Annotated in this window: 16 protein-coding genes and 4 pseudogenes; 13 read left to right on the top strand and 7 right to left on the bottom strand. The window is 43.4% G+C overall.

What is annotated here, in order from left to right:
• The first annotated feature begins 4 nt into the window (after positions 1 to 4).
• A complete protein-coding gene (locus EJF25_RS16400; protein ID WP_235016838.1) occupies positions 5 to 1,612 on the top strand; it encodes a hypothetical protein in 1,608 nt (535 codons plus the stop codon).
• A gap of 106 nt (positions 1,613 to 1,718) precedes the next feature.
• Here EJF25_RS16400 and EJF25_RS25805 read toward each other — a convergent pair.
• Positions 1,719 to 1,980 (bottom strand): annotated as a pseudogene (locus EJF25_RS25805) (peptidoglycan recognition protein family protein); the annotation flags it as partial.
• Positions 1,981 to 2,388: 408 nt separating this feature from the next.
• On the opposite strand from EJF25_RS25805, the gene EJF25_RS16390 reads away from it, so the two are divergent.
• Positions 2,389 to 2,682 (top strand): hypothetical protein, encoded by a 294-nt coding sequence (locus EJF25_RS16390; protein ID WP_125041980.1) that lies wholly within the window; start codon positions 2,389 to 2,391, stop codon positions 2,680 to 2,682.
• Between the two features lie 36 nt (positions 2,683 to 2,718).
• Here the strand turns inward: EJF25_RS16390 and EJF25_RS25800 are convergent.
• Positions 2,719 to 2,979, bottom strand: a pseudogene (locus EJF25_RS25800) (AraC family transcriptional regulator); the annotation flags it as partial.
• 98 nt (positions 2,980 to 3,077) lie between these two features.
• A pseudogene (locus tag EJF25_RS26350) lies at positions 3,078 to 3,290 on the bottom strand (AraC family transcriptional regulator); the annotation flags it as partial.
• A 323-nt stretch (positions 3,291 to 3,613) separates the two neighbouring features.
• Here EJF25_RS26350 and EJF25_RS16375 point away from each other — a divergent pair.
• Both EJF25_RS16375 and EJF25_RS16370 read left to right on the top strand, forming a co-directional pair.
• Positions 3,614 to 3,976, top strand: coding sequence for a hypothetical protein (locus tag EJF25_RS16375; RefSeq protein ID WP_125041979.1), 363 nt, complete (start codon positions 3,614 to 3,616; stop codon positions 3,974 to 3,976).
• A gap of 144 nt (positions 3,977 to 4,120) precedes the next feature.
• Positions 4,121 to 4,399: pseudogene (locus EJF25_RS16370) on the top strand (mobilization protein); the annotation flags it as partial.
• A gap of 17 nt (positions 4,400 to 4,416) precedes the next feature.
• Here the strand turns inward: EJF25_RS16370 and EJF25_RS16365 are convergent.
• From EJF25_RS16365 to EJF25_RS16355, 4 genes are all read right to left on the bottom strand, one after another.
• Entirely contained in the window at positions 4,417 to 6,171 is a 1,755-nt protein-coding gene (locus EJF25_RS16365; RefSeq protein ID WP_235016837.1) for a hypothetical protein, read from the bottom strand.
• Between the two features lie 20 nt (positions 6,172 to 6,191).
• Entirely contained in the window at positions 6,192 to 6,407 is a 216-nt protein-coding gene (locus EJF25_RS25795) for an energy transducer TonB (protein WP_235016842.1), read from the bottom strand.
• A complete protein-coding gene (locus EJF25_RS16360) occupies positions 6,332 to 7,060 on the bottom strand; it encodes an energy transducer TonB (RefSeq protein WP_235016836.1) in 729 nt (242 codons plus the stop codon). The genes EJF25_RS25795 and EJF25_RS16360 overlap by 76 nt, the downstream gene beginning before the upstream one ends.
• A 61-nt stretch (positions 7,061 to 7,121) precedes the next feature.
• Positions 7,122 to 7,967 carry an SH3 domain-containing protein gene (locus tag EJF25_RS16355; protein WP_125041977.1) on the bottom strand — a complete coding sequence of 282 codons (846 nt, stop codon included), beginning with the start codon at positions 7,965 to 7,967 and terminating at the stop codon, positions 7,122 to 7,124.
• Between the two features lie 277 nt (positions 7,968 to 8,244).
• Here EJF25_RS16355 and EJF25_RS16350 point away from each other — a divergent pair, with 277 nt between their 5' ends.
• From EJF25_RS16350 to EJF25_RS16310, 9 genes are all read left to right on the top strand, one after another.
• On the top strand, positions 8,245 to 9,543 hold the full coding sequence (locus EJF25_RS16350) for a site-specific integrase (protein ID WP_125041976.1): 1,299 nt from the start codon (positions 8,245 to 8,247) through the stop codon (positions 9,541 to 9,543).
• A 22-nt stretch (positions 9,544 to 9,565) separates the two neighbouring features.
• A complete protein-coding gene (locus EJF25_RS16345; protein ID WP_117682207.1) occupies positions 9,566 to 10,897 on the top strand; it encodes a site-specific integrase in 1,332 nt (443 codons plus the stop codon).
• Between the two features lie 51 nt (positions 10,898 to 10,948).
• Positions 10,949 to 12,085: a DUF6043 family protein gene (locus tag EJF25_RS16340; RefSeq protein WP_125041975.1), complete on the top strand. Its 1,137-nt coding sequence runs from the start codon at positions 10,949 to 10,951 to the stop codon at positions 12,083 to 12,085.
• A 133-nt stretch (positions 12,086 to 12,218) separates the two neighbouring features.
• Positions 12,219 to 12,656, top strand: coding sequence for a helix-turn-helix domain-containing protein (locus tag EJF25_RS16335; RefSeq protein ID WP_125042020.1), 438 nt, complete (start codon positions 12,219 to 12,221; stop codon positions 12,654 to 12,656).
• The gene (locus tag EJF25_RS16330) at positions 12,649 to 14,037 is read left to right on the top strand and encodes a DUF3987 domain-containing protein (protein ID WP_125041974.1); all 1,389 of its coding nucleotides are present in this window, start codon (positions 12,649 to 12,651) and stop codon (positions 14,035 to 14,037) included. Before EJF25_RS16335 ends, EJF25_RS16330 begins: the two co-directional genes overlap by 8 nt.
• 156 nt (positions 14,038 to 14,193) lie before the next feature.
• A complete protein-coding gene (locus EJF25_RS16325) occupies positions 14,194 to 15,258 on the top strand; it encodes a DUF6371 domain-containing protein (protein ID WP_125041973.1) in 1,065 nt (354 codons plus the stop codon).
• Between the two features lie 201 nt (positions 15,259 to 15,459).
• Positions 15,460 to 16,854, top strand: coding sequence for a MobV family relaxase (mobV, locus tag EJF25_RS16320; protein WP_125041972.1), 1,395 nt, complete (start codon positions 15,460 to 15,462; stop codon positions 16,852 to 16,854).
• A gap of 150 nt (positions 16,855 to 17,004) precedes the next feature.
• A complete protein-coding gene (locus EJF25_RS16315) occupies positions 17,005 to 17,967 on the top strand; it encodes a hypothetical protein (protein WP_015532746.1) in 963 nt (320 codons plus the stop codon).
• Entirely contained in the window at positions 17,958 to 18,974 is a 1,017-nt protein-coding gene (locus EJF25_RS16310; RefSeq protein ID WP_125041971.1) for a 3'-5' exonuclease, read from the top strand. The genes EJF25_RS16315 and EJF25_RS16310 overlap by 10 nt, the downstream gene beginning before the upstream one ends.
• Positions 18,975 to 18,983 lie beyond the last annotated feature (9 nt).

The following is an 18,983-nucleotide window of genomic DNA, read 5'->3' as shown; positions in this document are numbered from 1 at the left end:
AGTTATGAAAAATATAGGTAAAATAGCCCTAACCGGTGCACTTCTTTTTTGCATGGGTAGTGTGTATGCACAGCCTACGATCTATGACGCCAACCGTTGGATGGGAAGTGACTTGAATGGAACTGCACGTTTCATTGGTATGGGGGGCGCTATGGGAGCATTAGGAGGTGATATCTCAACTATGGGAACCAACCCTGCCGGAATCGGTATATATCGTAGTAATGATGTGATGTTATCTTTTGGTTTTACCAATATAGGTTCCAAACAATCAGGAGGTGGACCGAGCGTAGATAAATTTCGCGGTTCCTTTGACAATGCGGGATTTGTACTCTCAACGAAAATAGGAAATTATTCCTCTTTACGTTTTGTGAATTTTGGTTTTAATTATCGGCGTACGAAATCGTTTGATAAGAATATGGTAATGAACGGAATCTTCGGAGCATCTCAAACTGAGACTATGGCAGGAATGTTGAACTATAATGATGCGGGTCAGTATGCACCATTCCCTGTTGAAATTCTGAACCGGAAAGATGCCTATACGAATCCGGATATACCTTGGCTTGGATTATTAGGATATGACGCACATTTAGCTGTTCCTGAATATATTGAAAATACAGAAAAACCGGAGGAGGGAGAGAAATTTAATGGTTATCTTTCATACTTTCATGAAGGTGATAAGGTAAGACAAGCTTATACAGCTCGTGAAAGAGGAGGTCTACATTCTTATGATTTCAATGTCTCTTTCAATTTCTATGATCGCTTTTATTTGGGTGCAACTATTGGTGCATATAGTATAGACTATAAACGTACAAGCCTTTATAAAGAGGACTTTACTGATAAGCAAGGTAATGAACATGGTGGTTATGATCTAGGTAATGACTTCTGGTCAGATGGTAGTGGAGTTGATTTAAAGTTAGGATTTATTTGGCGTCCGATTGAAAGTTCTTCTTTCCGTATCGGAGGTGCAATCCATACTCCAACTTTCTATTCCATAACTGAGCGTAGTCGTGCATTTATTGATTATGATTTAAATGTAGAAGGTGTAGCACCGGGGGGTGTCGAACCTGTTGATCGTAATAATAATCCGATGGATGGTGAATTTAAGTATCGTTTGGTAACCCCTTGGAAGTTTAATTTGAGTACAGGATATACATTTGGTTCGGTAGCTGCTGTAGGATTGGAATATGAATATATGGATTATTCATCCGCTAAAATGAAAGATCCTGATGGCGAGGAGCTATATGAGACTAATGACATAAAAACAATGATGGATGGAGTTCATACGCTTCGTGCAGGAGTTGAATTCAAGTTAGCTCCCGAATTTGCTTTCCGTTTAGGATATAATCATGTTACAGCTTCAATGAAATCAAGTGCTTTTAAATATTTGCCCGACAATTCAATCCGTACAGATACGGAGTATTCGAATGCTGGAAGAACTAACAATTATACTTTAGGTTGTGGATATCGTGGAGAGATGTTCTATGTGGACATGGCCTATCAATATAGTCATTATAAAGACGATTTCTATGCTTTCTACAGTCAATTTTTGGAAGGAACACAATTAAAGAATAACAATCATAAAGTAATCCTCACCGTAGGTTTACACTTTTAACAGAACAGTTTTCAATTTTCTATAATAACTTTTGTGTGTAAGGAAAATCCCTGGAATGTCGAGTGTCTAAGGCATTACCGGGGATTTTATGTTATATCTGTCCTATTTAAAGCAATTGCCAGTTTTTTACATCAAAGCAAGGGCAAGCTTTGATTACTCTTCCGGTTCTATTTCGCCATTCCCGTTGTGGTCAGAACTTAAAACATACGTGGCAGTTCGGATAATTTTTCAGCAATGTGAGAATCAATACACGCATCGAATGTTTTGTTATGTCGTTCGGGTGTTTTTGGCTACCCTTGACAATCGAGTCCGCCTTCATAGCAGATACCGATACTTTCCTGATTGAATCTTTTGGCATGTGCTCCGATTTATTTTATCCTCGTGCATTGTTGTCTTCTATGCAATAGAATTACTTCTGTTTTTTATAGTGAATATTTAATTGAATGTTTGATACTAATGGGTATTGAAATTATCTTTGTTGCCGACAAATAGTAGCCGTTTATTGTAGAAGATTAAACGCTATGTTTTTACGCTTTTAATAAACAAGTATGAATAAGTTTTATACTTTACTTTTGCTTTGTATAGCAATTGCCTTTGCCTCGTGTAGCAAAGATGATGATAATGAAGTAATCCCTTCATTTGCTGTCAAACCTTGGGCAGTGAAGAATATCAAGATGAATTTTATAAAAATGTTTATAAGTAAATCAATCTGATTTATAAAGAGACAGGCTATTACTGCTGCTAAAATTTTATATCATACTATAGCAGAGGATTTATTGCAAGAAGTAGAAGCGTCATTGAAGAAAGAGGATGGTAAAGTAATTATCTCTTATGGCGAGTATCAGTTTGAAGTCGAAATGGATGCCAAAGGTCGGGATGTATGTACGAAAACTATCCAAATACCTCGTTTTGCTACGGTGTTTTTAGAGTATTTTTTCTTTTATAATAGTAGAAATGGTATGCTGGAGTCTATTGTGAGGAAGGACGGACTGAATTCTGAATTAGATATCTTCAAAGTCACTTTTACAGAAGATTCAAAGTGGAAAACATATACTATGTTCGATTCGTAATCTAGTTGTGTCTTTCTAATATTGAAAACAATTATACGATGGAAGTACCTTATGTTTATCTGTCTTGATGATCTCTCCTGGAGTGAGAAACACTAATATGGCATTAGAGTAGTCATAATATTTACGTCCATAAGGAAAATCTTCAGGTTGCCCTTCCATCAGCAGGATGGTATAAAAGTCAAATTTGATAGTACGCTGTTCTATATTGGCATTTGATAAGTCGATGACACTTACCAGCGGATGTAACGTCTTATGTCCCAGACAACAGTTACATTGATGTACAGTCTCTATATTTATATTTTATCTTCCATTAGAACATCTTTTTAATACCTATTTCAAAAACTTGTCTCAATGTCAATGGTTTGACTGGGAGAGAAACTAACAATCGTTTCTTACTGATAGTCATAGAATTTACGTTCATATTTAATTTCGCAACTTTTGGACTGTTTCAGGAAGAGTACATAAATAAAGCCCATAAATCATTTGGATATGATTGACCGTTTGGTGGCTTTCGTAAAGTCGATGACGCTTATTAATGGATGCAATGTTTCGAGTCCGTACAAGTTGTTGTACTGGTCTACATTTTCTAATTTTATTATTTTATCCATAGACATAAGTATTTGAGTAAGGTAAAGGTACAAATAATATTCACTCTTATTTTATGGGGTTCGGTAAAAACGTAATTAAGGTTATGCTATCCGTAATTGGGGTATAACTTCCTTTCTTCATTTCTGGTGGTTATGGTGGTTAGCGCATTTTCACCTTTTTCCTTACTGCCAACATTCTCTAAGCCAGCGTTTTACAAAATCTTGTTCCGTGAGACAAATCCCAAACGGGACAAAAACACAGGAAAATAAAATCAAGAACGCTTTGCTCCGAATATCCGTCTCTGAATATCTGTTGTACAGGTACAAAGGTACAAATTTGTCCCATGAAAAACAAATCGAAACACCTAAATATCACTGGTTCAGTGCGTTTTTTATTTTCTTGTATCAAAGCGGATAACACAAATGGGATTTTCAGCCAAATGCGCAGGATAACAGGAAAATTATGTGTTAAAATTTGTTTCACGCCTTTCGGCAGAATACCCGGTGAAGATGTGGCAACCCTGCGTTTGTTTTGCCGCATGATTGTACAAAAGTCAAAGCCACCGCCTGCAAACAGACAGTATTTTAGTGATAAAGCGCACAGAAAGCGATGTCTGGCATTTTGCCGGATATTCTTCTGTACAAAAGGCATGAACAAGCCTCAATTTGATGTATTAAATAGTTGTAAATCAATTATTTACAAATGATAAAAATTTGAGTTTTCCAAATCAAACGATATACATTTGCGTATCGAATCAACAAGTAAAACCATAAAATAAAAGATGATGACATAAAACAAACAATCCAAAATGAACCTTGAGCATGAGCGCAAGATTGCGAACCTGCAAGAGCGGGCAGTCAATGCGATTATCCATTTCGGTACGGAGCAGCACAAGTCTGTCTTCGCCCCTTCCGAAGCCGCAGACATCAAGAGCGTAATGCAGGAATACGGGGAAACTACCGAACAGCAAAAGGCGGTTGGAGAATGGCTGTGCGAATATGCTGAAAGCAGAAAGCCTTTTGACGAAATAAAACATCGCCACACACTTGGTGAGGTGGGCGATGTCGCAGAGGGGGCGTATGATTGGAAAATTGAACGAGAGCAGAGAGGGGCTAAATTAAGTCTCTGACCGCCCTCTAATCCAGTTTACCAATACTTAATGTTTCTTTTCTCGGTGTATTCTTCCGGCCATGTTTGCTTTTTCCCGATATAATTCATATCATCGTCATAGTCATCGTATTCTGTGGCATAGCTGACCTTTCGTTCCGTCCAGTTGTTTTTCTTGTCGAACTGCGTATAAGTGTAATGGTAAGTGGTCACACCTTCTTCGGGATGTTCCTCTATCATGGTTGAGGGATATTTGTCATTCCCCTTATATTGGTAGGTACACGTAACCATTGCCATTTGTGAACAGAATACATGTTTGATAAGTCGTTGGCTACTGTCAAACGTGTACTCGTGGTTGAGTTCTATATTGGTGTCCGAATCCGTATCGGAACGTAATCCGTCCTTTATTGTTATATTGACTACAGCCTCTCCCCATCCGCTTACGTTATATGATGTAGGAGTAAGATATTTGTATGTAGTCTCTTTATCAAAGCTGTTCTTATGATACACAAGATTACCGGATTGGTCAAATTTCAAGCATTCGTGTTCTTCCGTTACGGATTTTACTTTGCCCAAAAGCCCGTGCGTGTCTGTACCTTTATAGAGCAGTTCCTTTTCAGGCTGTTTTTCTTCCTTTTCGCCCGCCGATGTTTCATTTGTCATTGCGTCTCCGTCATAATAATTAATGGTACGGCTGACGGTCACGAAAGGCGTTTCGCCCTTTTTCGTTGACGGAGAGCGGTCTTGGTTGGAGGTAAAGCCGTTCTTTGTAGCCTTGTAATAGGTGCGCAAGGCGGGTATCTCATCAATATTTGCAGGGAATATGATTTTTGCTTGCGTCCAGTTACCTTTCTCATCGTAAACATAGTCGTAAGTGACGGTGAAAGTCATATCGTCCACACGCCAACTGTTGCCTTTATTCTTATACACGCCACCCGAATAAGTCCACGTGGCTAAATCACCATGCGAGTTGTAGGTAAAGGTACTCGTGCAGGTCAGCGTTTCTGTACTTTGGTCAAACTTAACGGGAATTTTTTCCACGGCTTGCGTACACAGATTGTCCGTGTAGGAAAATACCGTCACCGATTTTCCTCTTTTATACTCGCTGATGCCTTTCAAAAAGATGTTTGTGGTTTTGACGTTTTCGATCCTCTCTATCCGTCCAAGAGAATCTACCTGAAATTTGTAGAGCGTCACTCCGGCTTCAGAAGCCAAGGAATTATCTTTTTCCGGTGATATGGATTTTAAGGTTCCGTTTTCATGATACTCATAAAGATAGTTCCATGTACCCGGGTTTCCCCCTCGGTCTCTTTCCCGCCGGATCAGTCTGCCTGCCGCATCGTAAAAGAAGCCGTTATCAATATAGCGGCGCTTGTAGCGTCCGTCTTCTTCAGTCTTGATTTCAGCGAGGTTTGAATTTCCGTCATACGCATACGAAACCACATCAAACTCGGAAGCACCAACATTGAACGAGGTGCGCCGCTGTTCAGACAGACGGCCATTTGGATGAAAGACATAGGCTGTAGAGGCCGTTACTCCCCAAGCCGCATTGTTGTACTCGTAAGTCATCAGCATAGGATAATTTCTCAATCCCATTTTTGCCCAGTCTGTGGGATAATTCACAAAGTAGGGTATTAACGTTTCCATGCTCATATCCAACTGCAACGGGTTGAAATAAACATGCAACGGGGTATATGGCTTATTATTATGCTTGTCATCGCCATTGCAACCTGCTATACTCGCCATGAACAAAAATACAAAAGCATAGCCTGTAAAAATTTTTAGTGTTTTCATCTGATTTATCATTTTGAGAATTACAATCTAAAATTTACATACACGGCCATTTGAACGCGTGCAGGCTGACCTTCCACTAAACCGGGTTTCCATTTAGGTGAAGACTTGACCACCCTTATGGCTTCGGTGTTCAAATTGGCATGTACCTTTTTTAAAGCGGTCACATTCGACACAGAACCGTCCTTCTCCACCACGAAGCCGACAAGCACATCCCCTGTATTTTCTGCTCTTTGCATATCCACGGGTAACGTATGTTTTTCGAGATGTGGCTCATAAATGCTTGCATACCCCCGGTAAATTCCGGCAGTTGCTCTATTGCATCATCGGTGGATTGATAAACCTTGTTGGGATCTGTCTTGGGTTTGGCGGGTTCTTGTTCCGCTTCTGATTTTTTCGTTGTCGGCATACCAAATCTCCTTGTGGAGGTATCATTACTTGTCGCTTCTGTCTCTTCCTGTTCCTTTAACAGAAGCTTTTGCAGCACTTCGCTGGAAATGAAAAAGCCGTTGAACTTGGACGGGGCATAGCCGGAAAAGGCGGAAACAATTTCAAAGCTAAAGGGCTTTCCCGCCTCGATACTCGGGAAGTAATAGGCTCCCGCAGTCATCAACCGGTTGCCCGGCATGAGATAGAACAAGTCTATCGACAAACTGCGGCTCGTTTTCTGTGCCGTTCCCTTTATTCTAAATTTGTAACCACCGTTGGCACGACCTGTACAGGTGACACTTGTAACATGCCAATAACGATCCACTCCCGCATCACACTTAAACGGTACTTCTGTCGGGTAACTTTTTGGGGGAATAGAGAAACTTGTCTGTGCAGTGGCAGTATGAGCCATTATAAAAACTCCGAGAGTTATCATGCACAATAAAATGGATAATCTTTTCATCTTTATTGTTGTTTAAAGTTAGTGATGTCTGTCTGATTTGATAATTGCTTCTACAAATTCTTTACAAAGGGTGAAAACCTGTGCTGTCACAATTCCACGGATTACCATATTGGTCGGTGTAATCGCATTCACTGTACTTGGAATTTTGAGTGAGTATATACTCTTGATTATCAACCATTACCGAATAGCGTTTCAATCCGTCATCACTGTTTGAAGAAGAACTGCCACCTGTGTCGGTTGCTGCATCATCAAGTATCTCCCCAAAATGAATGAACGAATCAAGCAAGCCCAAAACATTACCAATGTAAAAGCCCCATTTGGCAATATTCCACATTGTACCCGCTTCTATCCAACCAATCCATTTGATTATGAAGCCTATCAGCAAAGCGATTACTCCAAGTACAAGCCCAAAACCAAGCATTCTGACAATTACCAACAATGCAATCTTGACAAGGAAGATAGCGATACCGATAAAAAAAATCCATTTTAACCCGGTGAACCACGCAGATTCACCTTCTGTATTAAACAGCCACGAGAAGAAACTCCACGATTTCTCTTTTGTCGAAGTACTCGCATCCCCTTCGTCTGCTACGGCTGTCAGATATGAGGTACTGACATAACCTTGCCAACCGTTATAATTGATATTAGCCCATCCGTTTTCTATGGATATGACATCAACGACGTTGCCTTGGGATAATTGCCCCAACACCTCACTGTTTTTATTAGCCGAAGCACGTACATTAAGCCCGTTTGGTGCAGTCACACGGTAATAATCAGCAAAGGCTTCCGTACATAGAAAAAAACTTATGAATAGGAATAAAATTGATTTTGTTATGGCACTGCTGCGACACAATGACATTTTTTCCGGCATACAAATGCTTTGTTGGAGTCTAAATCCGTTCATCATTTACTTTTATGAACTCCGCAGCCCTTAGAGCCATTTTATTAAACAACGAAGCGTGGAACTGCAATATATGTTTTGATATATATTCTGAAAACTCGAAAATGAAAACAAAAGCATAACAACTGCAAATATAATCGTTAATATACAGTGTTTTATGTGGTATCGGATTCAGGACAGACATCTTAATTTGTTTTAATCCGTTTCAAGTTTCTTCGGGATATATGGGAACATGTATGGGAATTATTGTACCTTTGCATCGTGAATCAAAAACGCATTGCCGATGAAAGTTTCCGTATATCTGAAAAAGAGCGATTCCCAGACCTCGAACATCTGCTTCCGGGTCAGGGAGAAGAACGTGGACATAAAGGTCGTTTCTCCCCTTGCCGTATATGACAAGTATTGGGATGCGGACACGCTCAGTTATAGACGCACGACGGCAGTACCTGCCACCGAACAGAAACGCTTGCCCGAACAGATAGCCGCCATCATCGAGAGGGTAGAAAAGACCTTTTCGGATAAGGCGAACAGCAAGTGGCTGAAGCAGGCCATAGAGGACGTGCTGTACCCTGTCCGCGCCTTCGAGCGCAACCATCCGAACCTGCTCTGCCGTATTCATGAATATTTGGAGAAGTTTGACGGTGCGGAGAGAACCAAGGAGCACATCATACGCTTCGAGCGCAAGATGTCACGTTACCACGACTACCAACGGGAGATACTGGGCAACACAGATTTCACCCTCTTTGTGGAAACCGTCACACTGGAACAGATGAACGATTTCCGGGATTATGTCGCAGATGAATACCTGCTGCGTCAGGAACATCCCGAATTTTATGCCACTCGTATGCTCATCAACCATAAGCCCAAGCCGCTGTCCAACACGACCGTCATCAACATCATGAACCTCTTCTGTACGTTCCTGCACTGGTGCAAGAAAATGAAGTATTCCGACAACGAGGTCTATGCCCTCTATGGCTGCAAGGAACCGACATACGGCGATCCGTTCTTTCTTACGTCAGAGGAAAGGAATATCCTGTACGATGCGGATCTGGGTGACAACCCCAAACTGGCGGTCATCCGGGACATTTTCGTGTTTCACTGCTATATCGGCTGCCGTGTCAGTGACCTTTACAGGCTGACAAGGGAGAATATCAGAGACGGCTTTGTAGAATACATGCCGCAGAAGACAAAGAAGTGTCAGGCAAAGACCGTCAGAGTACCATTACATGAAAAGGCATTGAAGATACTGGAACGCTATGATGCAAATGCGGATAAATTACTTCCATTCAAGCCTATACACACCTATAATCTCGGCATAAGGGAGCTGCTGAAGCATTGCGGTATAGACCGTATGGTCACCATCCTTGACACGCACGGCTACAATACCGTGCAAAGACCCTTGTACGAGGTGGCTAGCAGCCATACGGCACGGAAGACCTTTGTAGGCAACCTGTACAAGCAGGTACCCGACCCGAACCTGATAGCCTCCATGTCGGGACACGTGGAGGGAAGCAAGGCGTTCAGACGTTACCGCACCATTGACGACGACATGAAGCGCAAGCTGGTTGAAATGATAAATTAGGAAACTTAAAAAGGATACATATATGAAAGTGACGGCATTCATCAGAAAGACATCGGCCAAGAACAACGTGACGGATCTGGCACGTGTCTATTTCCGTGTCCGGGATGTTGGCGGAGTGGACATCAAGGCTGCAAGCGAACTGTCCATCAATCCCAACCACTGGAGCGCGGAGAAGCAGGGGTACAAGCCCCGTGTGGCCCTGGTATCGGAAGAGAAGCGGATGAACTTCGACAGGGACATCCAGCAGATAACCCACCTTATCACCAAGGAATACCACCGTGGCGTGGACGGCAACTGGCTGAAAGGGCTGATAGAGGAATACCACCATCCCAACATCAACGCAAGGGGCGGAAACAAGGCAGAAGAATACCTGCTGTCATATCAGATACAAAAATATATCGACGAGACTCCGCTTGCGCACGACAGCATGAAGCACCATCTGGACAATCTCAACAAGGTGCTGCGCTACGAGCGTTTCCGGCACGAGGTCATGCACCAGCGCGGATTCCACCTCTGCATCGACTCCATCACGGCAGATGACATAAGGGACTTCAAGTTCTGGATACAGGAAGAATACAGGTATGTGGATATGTACCCGGCATTCTATCAGAACGAACTGCGTCGCAATGTCGAGCAGAAGCGTTCCGAAAACAGCATGTCGGGCAGTCTCTACCGCATCCGTACCGTCATCAAGTGGTGCATCAAGCGCGGACTGACAAGAAACAATCCGTTTGACCAGTACCAGATTACCCAGCCCATGTATGGTGACCCGTTCTATCTTACTCTTGAAGAGCGGGACAAAGTGTACTATGCCGATTTGAGCGGATTGGGTGCAACCTATCCGGTCTACCGTGACATATTCATGTTCCAGTGCCTTATCGGCTGCCGTGTCAGCGACCTGAACAGGCTGACCAAGGCGAACATCGTTGACGGCTGTGTGGAGTATATCCCGCAAAAGACCAAACTGGAACACGCCAACACGGTACGAGTTCCTTTGAATCAAAAGGCACTGGATATACTGGAACGGTACAAGGATCTGGAAGACGCGCTGCTTCCCCGGTTCTCGCACTTCGGCTACAACAGGAAGATAAAGGAAATCCTCAAGTATGTGGGCATCGACCGTATGGTCAGGGTGCTTGACCCGAAGACACGAGAGGATGTGGCAAAGCCTTTATATGAGGTGGCAACAACCCACACGGCACGGAAAACCTTTATAGGCAACCTTTACAAGCAGGTCAAGGACCCGAACCTGATTGCCTCCATGTCGGGGCATTCGGAAGGAAGCCGGGCTTTCGCCAGATACCGCAAGATTGATGACGAGATGAAGAAGGAGCTGGTAAACCTGTTGGATTGACCGTTTCCCTCATTTCTTATACCCTATTTATATTCAACCCGATAAAGCAGCATGAATATGGACGAGCATAAACTGACATACGAACAGTTTAAGGCAGATATTCTCCAGTGGAAAAACACTCACAGGGAGGAATATTGCCGTTTCGCACGCCTGATGACAAACGGTGACGAAAGGCAGTACCTGGCTATCTGCCGGAGCATATTCAAGCAACTGCCTAAAATCAAAACGGAATGGGAGTTATGCTGGAACGATGACAGTAAGGATGATTTCAACGATATAGACCTGCTGTTCAAGGAGGAATCTGTGCCAAAACAGATTGTGGAGACGTTTCAGAAGCAAAGGGAAAACAATAATTCAAACGATTCGGTACTGGTTTCATTATGGGGCAGGGTAAAATCCTTTTTTAGCGGCAAGTACCGACATATTACCCTTTTGGCACCGCTTGTACTGAGTTGGCTGTATTACGGCAAGAGTTTCGAGGCGATGGTCAGCATGATAGACAAGCAGATGAAGCACCCGAAAGTGGATAATGCCGACAGGCAAAGTTGCTCTTTTGTTGCCAAACAGATTATAGATGTATCCATTAAAAACGGTTTCCGCACCAAAGCCGACTGGGACAGATATTTTTCCATGAACGATGCCATTAGGAAAGGCAATATCGGTGAATGGGCGTTACAGTCCGTCACAGATGAAATGAAGGCTGGCAATGACAATAACGCCTGTACAACAAATTTAGAGGAAACCAATATTGATACAACAACAGCACAACGTACAGCCGGAAAGAAAAAGATACAGGAGCGGCCACTTGCAGAATATCTTGACTGCGAGAACAAGGAGGCTGTAATACAATGCATCCGCAATTTTGTCACTGTCAATACAAATGCCGTCCATCAGGCACTGCCGTTCTATGTATTGAAGGAGTTGCGCTTGGTTGCCGGTATGCATACAGCCAAGGAATACAGCGTTGGTCTGACCTTGCAGTTTCCGGATTTGCTGACACTGAAAAGCGAGAGTGCCATACGGCAGGCGGTCGGGTTTCTGAAAACGGCAAGGCACGTCATCAAGGACGGTAAAGACCAGTCGGCACTGCTTATCGAAAGTGACGAGAACCGGGAACTGTTCCAGACATTAGTGGAGTCAATCAGAGATATTATCGGCACGGATAAAGACACAGATATGGCAGAATAGGGTAAAATAAAGCCGTTTTATATGGTCATACAGACTTGAATTGTCATGACAATTTAAGACAATCTGCTATATATCAATCTGTTTCAATTCATATATACTTTTGCACCGTCAATCCTTTTCCCGAGGGTCGGCGGTGCTTCTCTTTTATAAGCCATCGGAAGCGGAGCATCAGGGAACTTTTGAAGATGGCCGTCAAAAACTTCAAAAGCTGATATTTATGATTACAATTGAAAGTCTGGTCGAGCAGGGAGCGAGCGTGAAACTGGAAGTCACTCCCACAGACCTTAAAATGTTTGCGGAGTCCATCGTGCAACGCACCATCATGGCGCAGCAGGAAGAGCGGAATGCAGCCATGCAACGTGAAGCGGAAGAAGGCTGGCTGAATACAAAGCAAGTCCGTGAACTGTTGAACGTGTGCGAGGGTACGCTCAACCTGTGGGCGAAGCGGGGCTACCTCGTTCCCGTCAAGGTCGGCAACAAGAACATGTACGCCAAGTCCGATGTGCGCCGTGTGCAGACGGGAGGCAGGTCAGAGAGTATTACATCCTATTGCAAGAAGAGAAATGGATGAGATGAAGAATACCCGGCTTGAACTGTGCAACCGGATACGCATGGAGGCGGAGCATACCGGAGACACGGGCTTCCCCTTGGATGTGTTTCCCCAGACCGTGCAGTCAATCATACTCGATATGGCCACATACGAGAACTACAAGGCGGAGTTCATCGCAACATCCATGCTGTCGGCCGTGTCCGCTGCCTTGGGCGGCACATACCGCATCCGTATCAAGGGTGACTGGCAGAGCAACGGTGCGTTGTACATCATTCTGGTAGGCAGACCCGGACTGGGCAAGACACCGCCATTGGAGGCGGCATTCCGCCCGATACGGAAACATGACTATGCCCTGTTCAAGGCGTATGCGGCAGAGATGGAAGCATGGAAGGCGGCAGGAGAAAACGGGAGGAAGCCTGTCCTGAAACGTACCATCGTGTCCGACTTCACACCCGAATCGCTAATGCTGACGCACAACAACAATCCGAGAAGCGTGGTCATTCTGGTGGACGAGATAATGGGCATGTTCAACTCCGCCAACCGCTACACGAACGGACAGCTCATAGAACAGCTGCTTACCGCATGGAGTGGCGGAGCTTTGGACGTGACAAGGGTAAACAACGCCATTCCCGTCCACATAGAACATCCGTGCATCAACATCATCGGGGGTACACAGACCAAGCGTGTACATGAACTTCTCAGAAAGGGATTCGAGGAAAACGGACTGCTTGACCGCATCCTGTTCGTTATGCCCAAGTCCCCAGAAATATCAAAGTGGATAAACCGGGACGATGACGGGGAGATGACTTCCTTGGCTGCAACACGGTGGGAGAACATATTGAACAAGGTTCTTGCCTTGGATTATGAAGCCGAAGCGGAAGAAAGGATACCTCATGTGCTGTCTATGGCCAGAGATGCCAAGGAATACTTTTTCTCATGGTGGAACAGGAAAGTGGAGCGTATCAATCAAATAGAGGATGATGCCGAAGTGGACAGCCGGGAGATGAAACATCCTACTCATGTAGCACGGTTGGCTCTGATAATTCAGGTCTTGCGATATGCTTCCGATGAAAGTCACCTGCAATTTGTGGATATGGCATCAGTGAAAGCCGCCATACGTCTGAATGACTACTTCGAGGATTCATATATCCGTCTCCGTTCCTTCGTGGCGAACGACACCTGTGAAGAGCCACCGAAGGTGTTGCTGTCATTGCTACCTGATACTTTTGATACAAAGACGGCCATTGCCATAGGCAAAGAATTGCAGGGTGTCAGCGAGCGTACTGTGATGAACTATCTCAAGGAACTATGCCACAGCCGTCTTCTGCGGAAAGCGAAAGCCGGACATTACGAGAAAGTCATGTATGGATCCGGCAAATACTCCATAAATGAAAATGAGTAATCAACCAAAGACTGCAATGAAATGCCCCCTGTTGCAGCTTGCAGTTTCTTCAGTCTTGCAGTTTCGAGTTACTGAAAACGGAAAAATCCTGCAAAACTGCAAGGACTGCAGACTGCAAATAACCTTTCGGTTTGCAGGAATCAAAAAGAGATAGCTATGAGTGAATACAGATTCCATCTCCAGAAATACAGTCCGGGCAGCAAGACCGTCTGTCCCGGATGCGGCAGGAAAGCCTGTTTTACCCGGTACGTTGACGAGGAAGGGCAGGTTTCGTTTCCCGGCAATGTGGGCAAGTGTGACCACATCAACAGTTGCGGCTACCACTATACACCCAGAGAATATTTTCATGACAACCCTGCTGTCAAGGATACTTTGACCGGACAAGATGGGTATGGCAATGTTACATCAACAGTCATAAAATCAGTAGTAAAATCATCACCTAAATCACAGCCACAGATTCCTTATCTTCCTTATGCTTGGGTGGAGCTGTCCATGCAGAGGTTTGACATCAACCCTTTATACCGATACCTGACCATTGTGGCAGGTAAAGAGAAAACGGAACGGCTGTTCAATCTCTACAAGGTCGGTACATCCAAGATGTGGCACGGTGCGACTGTGTTCTGGCAGATTGATGTCAACGGTAATGTCCGGGCTGGCAAGATTATGGGCTATGATGCAACAACCGGACATCGTATCAAGCAGCCATTCAGTCAGGTCAGCTGGGTACATTCGGTAAGAAAGATACCGGGGTTCCACATGAGACAATGCCTGTTCGGTGAGCATCTGCTGGCTGATACTTCATCTCTGGCAAGAACCGTTGGCATTGTAGAAAGCGAGAAAACAGCACTGATTGCAGCATTGTTCATCCCTGATTTGGTATGGCTCGCCACCGGAGGGATGCACGGCAGCTTCAACAGCGAGGCCATGCAGGTACTACGAGGGCATGATGTGGTTCTCTTCCCCGACCTCAAGGCAACGGGTGAATGGCGGTGCAAAGCCAAGATGCTACAGTCCATTTGTAAATCTGCCACCTGTTCCGATCTGTTGGAGAAGATGGCGACCGATGAACAGCGTAGTCGGGGACTGGACATCGCCGACTTCCTCCTGATGGAAGATACACCGCAGATGATTCTACAGAAGATGATAGAACTCAATCCCGCGTTACAGACCTTCATCAACACCTTTGAACTCGAACTGGTAGATGCAGGAAAGATGGAATGAAGGAGGCACAACGGACAGCTCGCTGTTCCATGAAAATGGGGTTGTAAAATCCCGTAGCTTATTAGGGCATTTTCACCACCTCCGCTTCGCGTCCGGCAGTCAAAAAGCCCATAAACCGAGGACACTCCTCAGGCTCCGGGTATGCCTTCGGCTGTCTAACGGGATTTTACAACAAGAATAACAATAAAATAACGAACAGATATGAGTAATACACAATACGCTGTCTGCCACCTGCAGCGTGGCAGCGGTAATGACAGTGGAATGTCATGCCATATAGAAAGAAAGGATGCCAAGGGAATGGTTTATGTGCCGGTCAATGCCGACGCAGACCGGACACATCTCAACCGTGAGTTGGTCAGATTTTCCGATGGCGTGTCCAATCGCACCGAGGCGATACAGCGCCGCATCGAGACCGTCGGGCTGCGCCGCAAAGTCAGCAAGAACCAGACAAAGGCAATACGCGTAATGCTGACCGGAACACATGAACAGATGATGAAAATTGCCAATGACGGCAAACTGGACTATTGGATCGATGCCAATCTCAAATGGCTAAAGGAGACCTTTGGTAACGAGAACCTTGTGTCCTGCGTTCTGCACATGGACGAAAAGACCCCGCACCTGCACGCCACAGTCGTGCCCGTTGTAACCGATGAGCGTATCCGCAGGAAGCGGGAGGGCGAAAAGAAATATGAAACGAAGTCCGGACCCCGTCTGTCGGCGGACGATGTGATGCGTCGTACCAAATTACATGAATACCAGAACAGCTATGCCAAGGCCATGAAACCGTTCGGTTTGCAGCGTGGGATTGTCGGCTCTACCGCCAAGCATCAGACGAACTCGGAATATTACAGGCAGCAGGTAATCCAATATGAGGAAGACATTACCAGATTACAGGCAGACATTGAACGGGCAAAAGAAGGCAGAAGTACCGTACTATCGTGGTTCGGCAAGGGAGACCTTGCTAAGGCAAAAAAGGAACTTGCGAACAAGGATGAGCTGATTGCCAAACTCAATAAACAGATTAAGGAACTTCAGGCAGAAAAGGTTCGATTGCAGGAACAACATAAATCAGAAATCGGGAAACTACGGAACGGCTATCAGAAAGAGATAGACGCGGCCATCCGCAGGGCGGAAACCGCCGAGCGACAGTCAAAAGAGAAAGATACAGTCATAGACAGGCAACGGAAGCAGATAGGCTTGCTTGACCGCAAGGTCAATCCGCAGCGTTACAGCCTGTCATCCGGTGCAAAACTTGTACGTACCAATGTCTCAAACTATCGGAATCCGTCACTCCACATCTGGACTCGGGTCGGAGAGGAACTTTTCGAGAACACTAAATTCCAAATAGACTATGATGTGGCCCAAAGGCATTTCAACGGACAAATCACGGACGAGGAGTTTGTCAATGCAGTATTCGAGCCGCAGGAACAGGTAAGCACAAGACAAGTGGAGCTATTGGGAGCAGCGTTCACCCTTGCAGTCGGAGGCCCGGCACAAGTGCATGTCGGTACAGGAGGTGGAGAGGTGTCTTCGGATTTGCCGTGGAGCGAGAAGAAGCATGATAATAATATGACTTCATTCAAACGAAAACGATAACAAATAGCGTTGTTTTGTAGGCAAACAATCTTTCTCACAAAAGAATTGCAGTTTTTCGAAGATTTTCTCGAGAATCTGCAATCCTTTTTATATATTTGTGTCCAAATATTGACAATTCAAAAAGAAGACAATAGATAAGAGAAAAGTTTTATGGATAATAAATCTGTTATACTTCCTAAATGGATTGATAAAATTATCTTTGATGATTTTGAGGCTGTCTATGAACCATGCCCTATGGAGGTGGTTTATAATCCAGATCAACCATACGAATTTGTAAAATTATACCTAGGAACATATTTTCCTAGAAGTTTTGCGGAAGCTTATAGTATTATATCCTCTCTAATGACAAATGATAAATATAAACAATCATTGTATAATTTGCAGGAAATAAACGTGTTAGATTTTTGCTGCGGAACAGGTGGTGAAATTGTAGGCTTACTTGTTGCTTTAAGCGACAATCTTCCCAATTTAAAACGAGTAAATATAAATGCGTACGATGCAAATCCGGATGCAATATTATTTTTATATCATCTTACGGAGTTGATGGAAAAAGCACCAGAATTCAGACTTGAAATCCATATTAATCCTCAATGTATTTATATTGAATCTGAACTGGAAATACAGGATGTTATAAATATGTCAAATGTGCAGTATCATTTTATAATGTCGTTTAAGGCAATAAATGAGTTTGTACAACGTGGAACTTTTAATAAAAGTAATCCGTATGAATTGATAGTTTCGTATTTTTCTCCATTGCTTAAAGCCAATGGAGTCTTTATCATTTCTGATGTAACAACAAAAGTAGATAATGGTTTGTATTATCCACAAATGATGAATAGTGGAATAAATAGATTTTTAAAGAACTCACAGCAATATAAAAGTATCGTGCCAAATGCATGTTACCACCTCGAGAACCAATGTTCCGGTTGTTATATGCAAGATATTTTTCATGTATCCCACAGGGGAAAAAATAGTGATAGAAGTAAAATCGCATACAGAATAATTTGTAATAAATCATTTGCTCAGGAAGTAATGGCTGGATATACTCTAAAAACATGTCGTGCAATAAATCCGTTAGCAGATAAAAATATACCTTATGATTTATGGCACTAGATAATCTTACACCAGACAAAGACCAGCAGATAATTATCAATATGTCTGCAGAACGAACCGCAATAGTTAAGGGAATTGCAGGTTCTGGAAAATCGTTGACTCTTCTAAAGAAAGCCAAACAAGTTTCGACGCTAACTAGTTCCTATGCAATTATAGTTTATACAAAATCACTAAAACAATTTTTTGTTGACGAATTAGCTGAAATTGGACAAAACGAAGGCCATGTATATTATTTTGAAGAATGGAAACGTTCTTCAAAACCGCAATTCACATATATGTTCATAGATGAGTGCCAGGACTTTAATGCTGATGAAATTGCAGATTTTAAGGCTCATGGAAAATACTGCTGGTTTTTTGGAGATTCTAATCAATCAATAATGGAATTCCCAAACCATCCAGTCCAAAGTGTAGAGGAAACAGCTAAACAATTAGGAATTCATCCACAAGATTTGTGTATTAACCATCGTCTCACAATCGAAAATGCAAAGGTTGGTGAACATATACGTCCCGCATCTCGTTTGTCATTTGCATGTATCAAACATGGTCCAAAGCCACGTTTAATACAAACCACATCGCAACTTAATAAAATTATAGAATACGTTAATAATGGTTTAATAGATGTGGGTATTCTTGTGTATTATAACGATCAAGTTACTATGATTCGGGACTATTTTGTGTCAAAAGGCATACCTGTTCAATGGAAAACACACGATTATATGGATATAGATTTCAAATCAACAAGTCCTAAAATAATTACTTGGCACTGTGCTAAGGGATTACAATTTAATGATGTATTTATTCCATGCTGTGGGCTTAATGAATTCAGGAACTATGTTTACTGGAATATAGAACCAATGACTGAAAAAGAGTCAGCATTATATGTAGCAACAACACGTCCGTTGGAAAATCTTTATCTTTTATATACTGATAATCTAGCACCCAGATTGCCAGCACCTGATTCCCATATCTATGCAGGGAATGAGACTGATGCCAATGGACCATTCTAAATATATACT

The organism is Bacteroides faecalis, from assembly GCF_003865075.1.
In the GTDB taxonomy this organism is placed as follows: Bacteria; Bacteroidota; Bacteroidia; order Bacteroidales; family Bacteroidaceae; genus Bacteroides; species Bacteroides faecalis.
The sequence above is the reverse complement of the archived record's forward strand: the minus strand, read 5'-3'. Positions and strand labels throughout refer to the sequence as shown.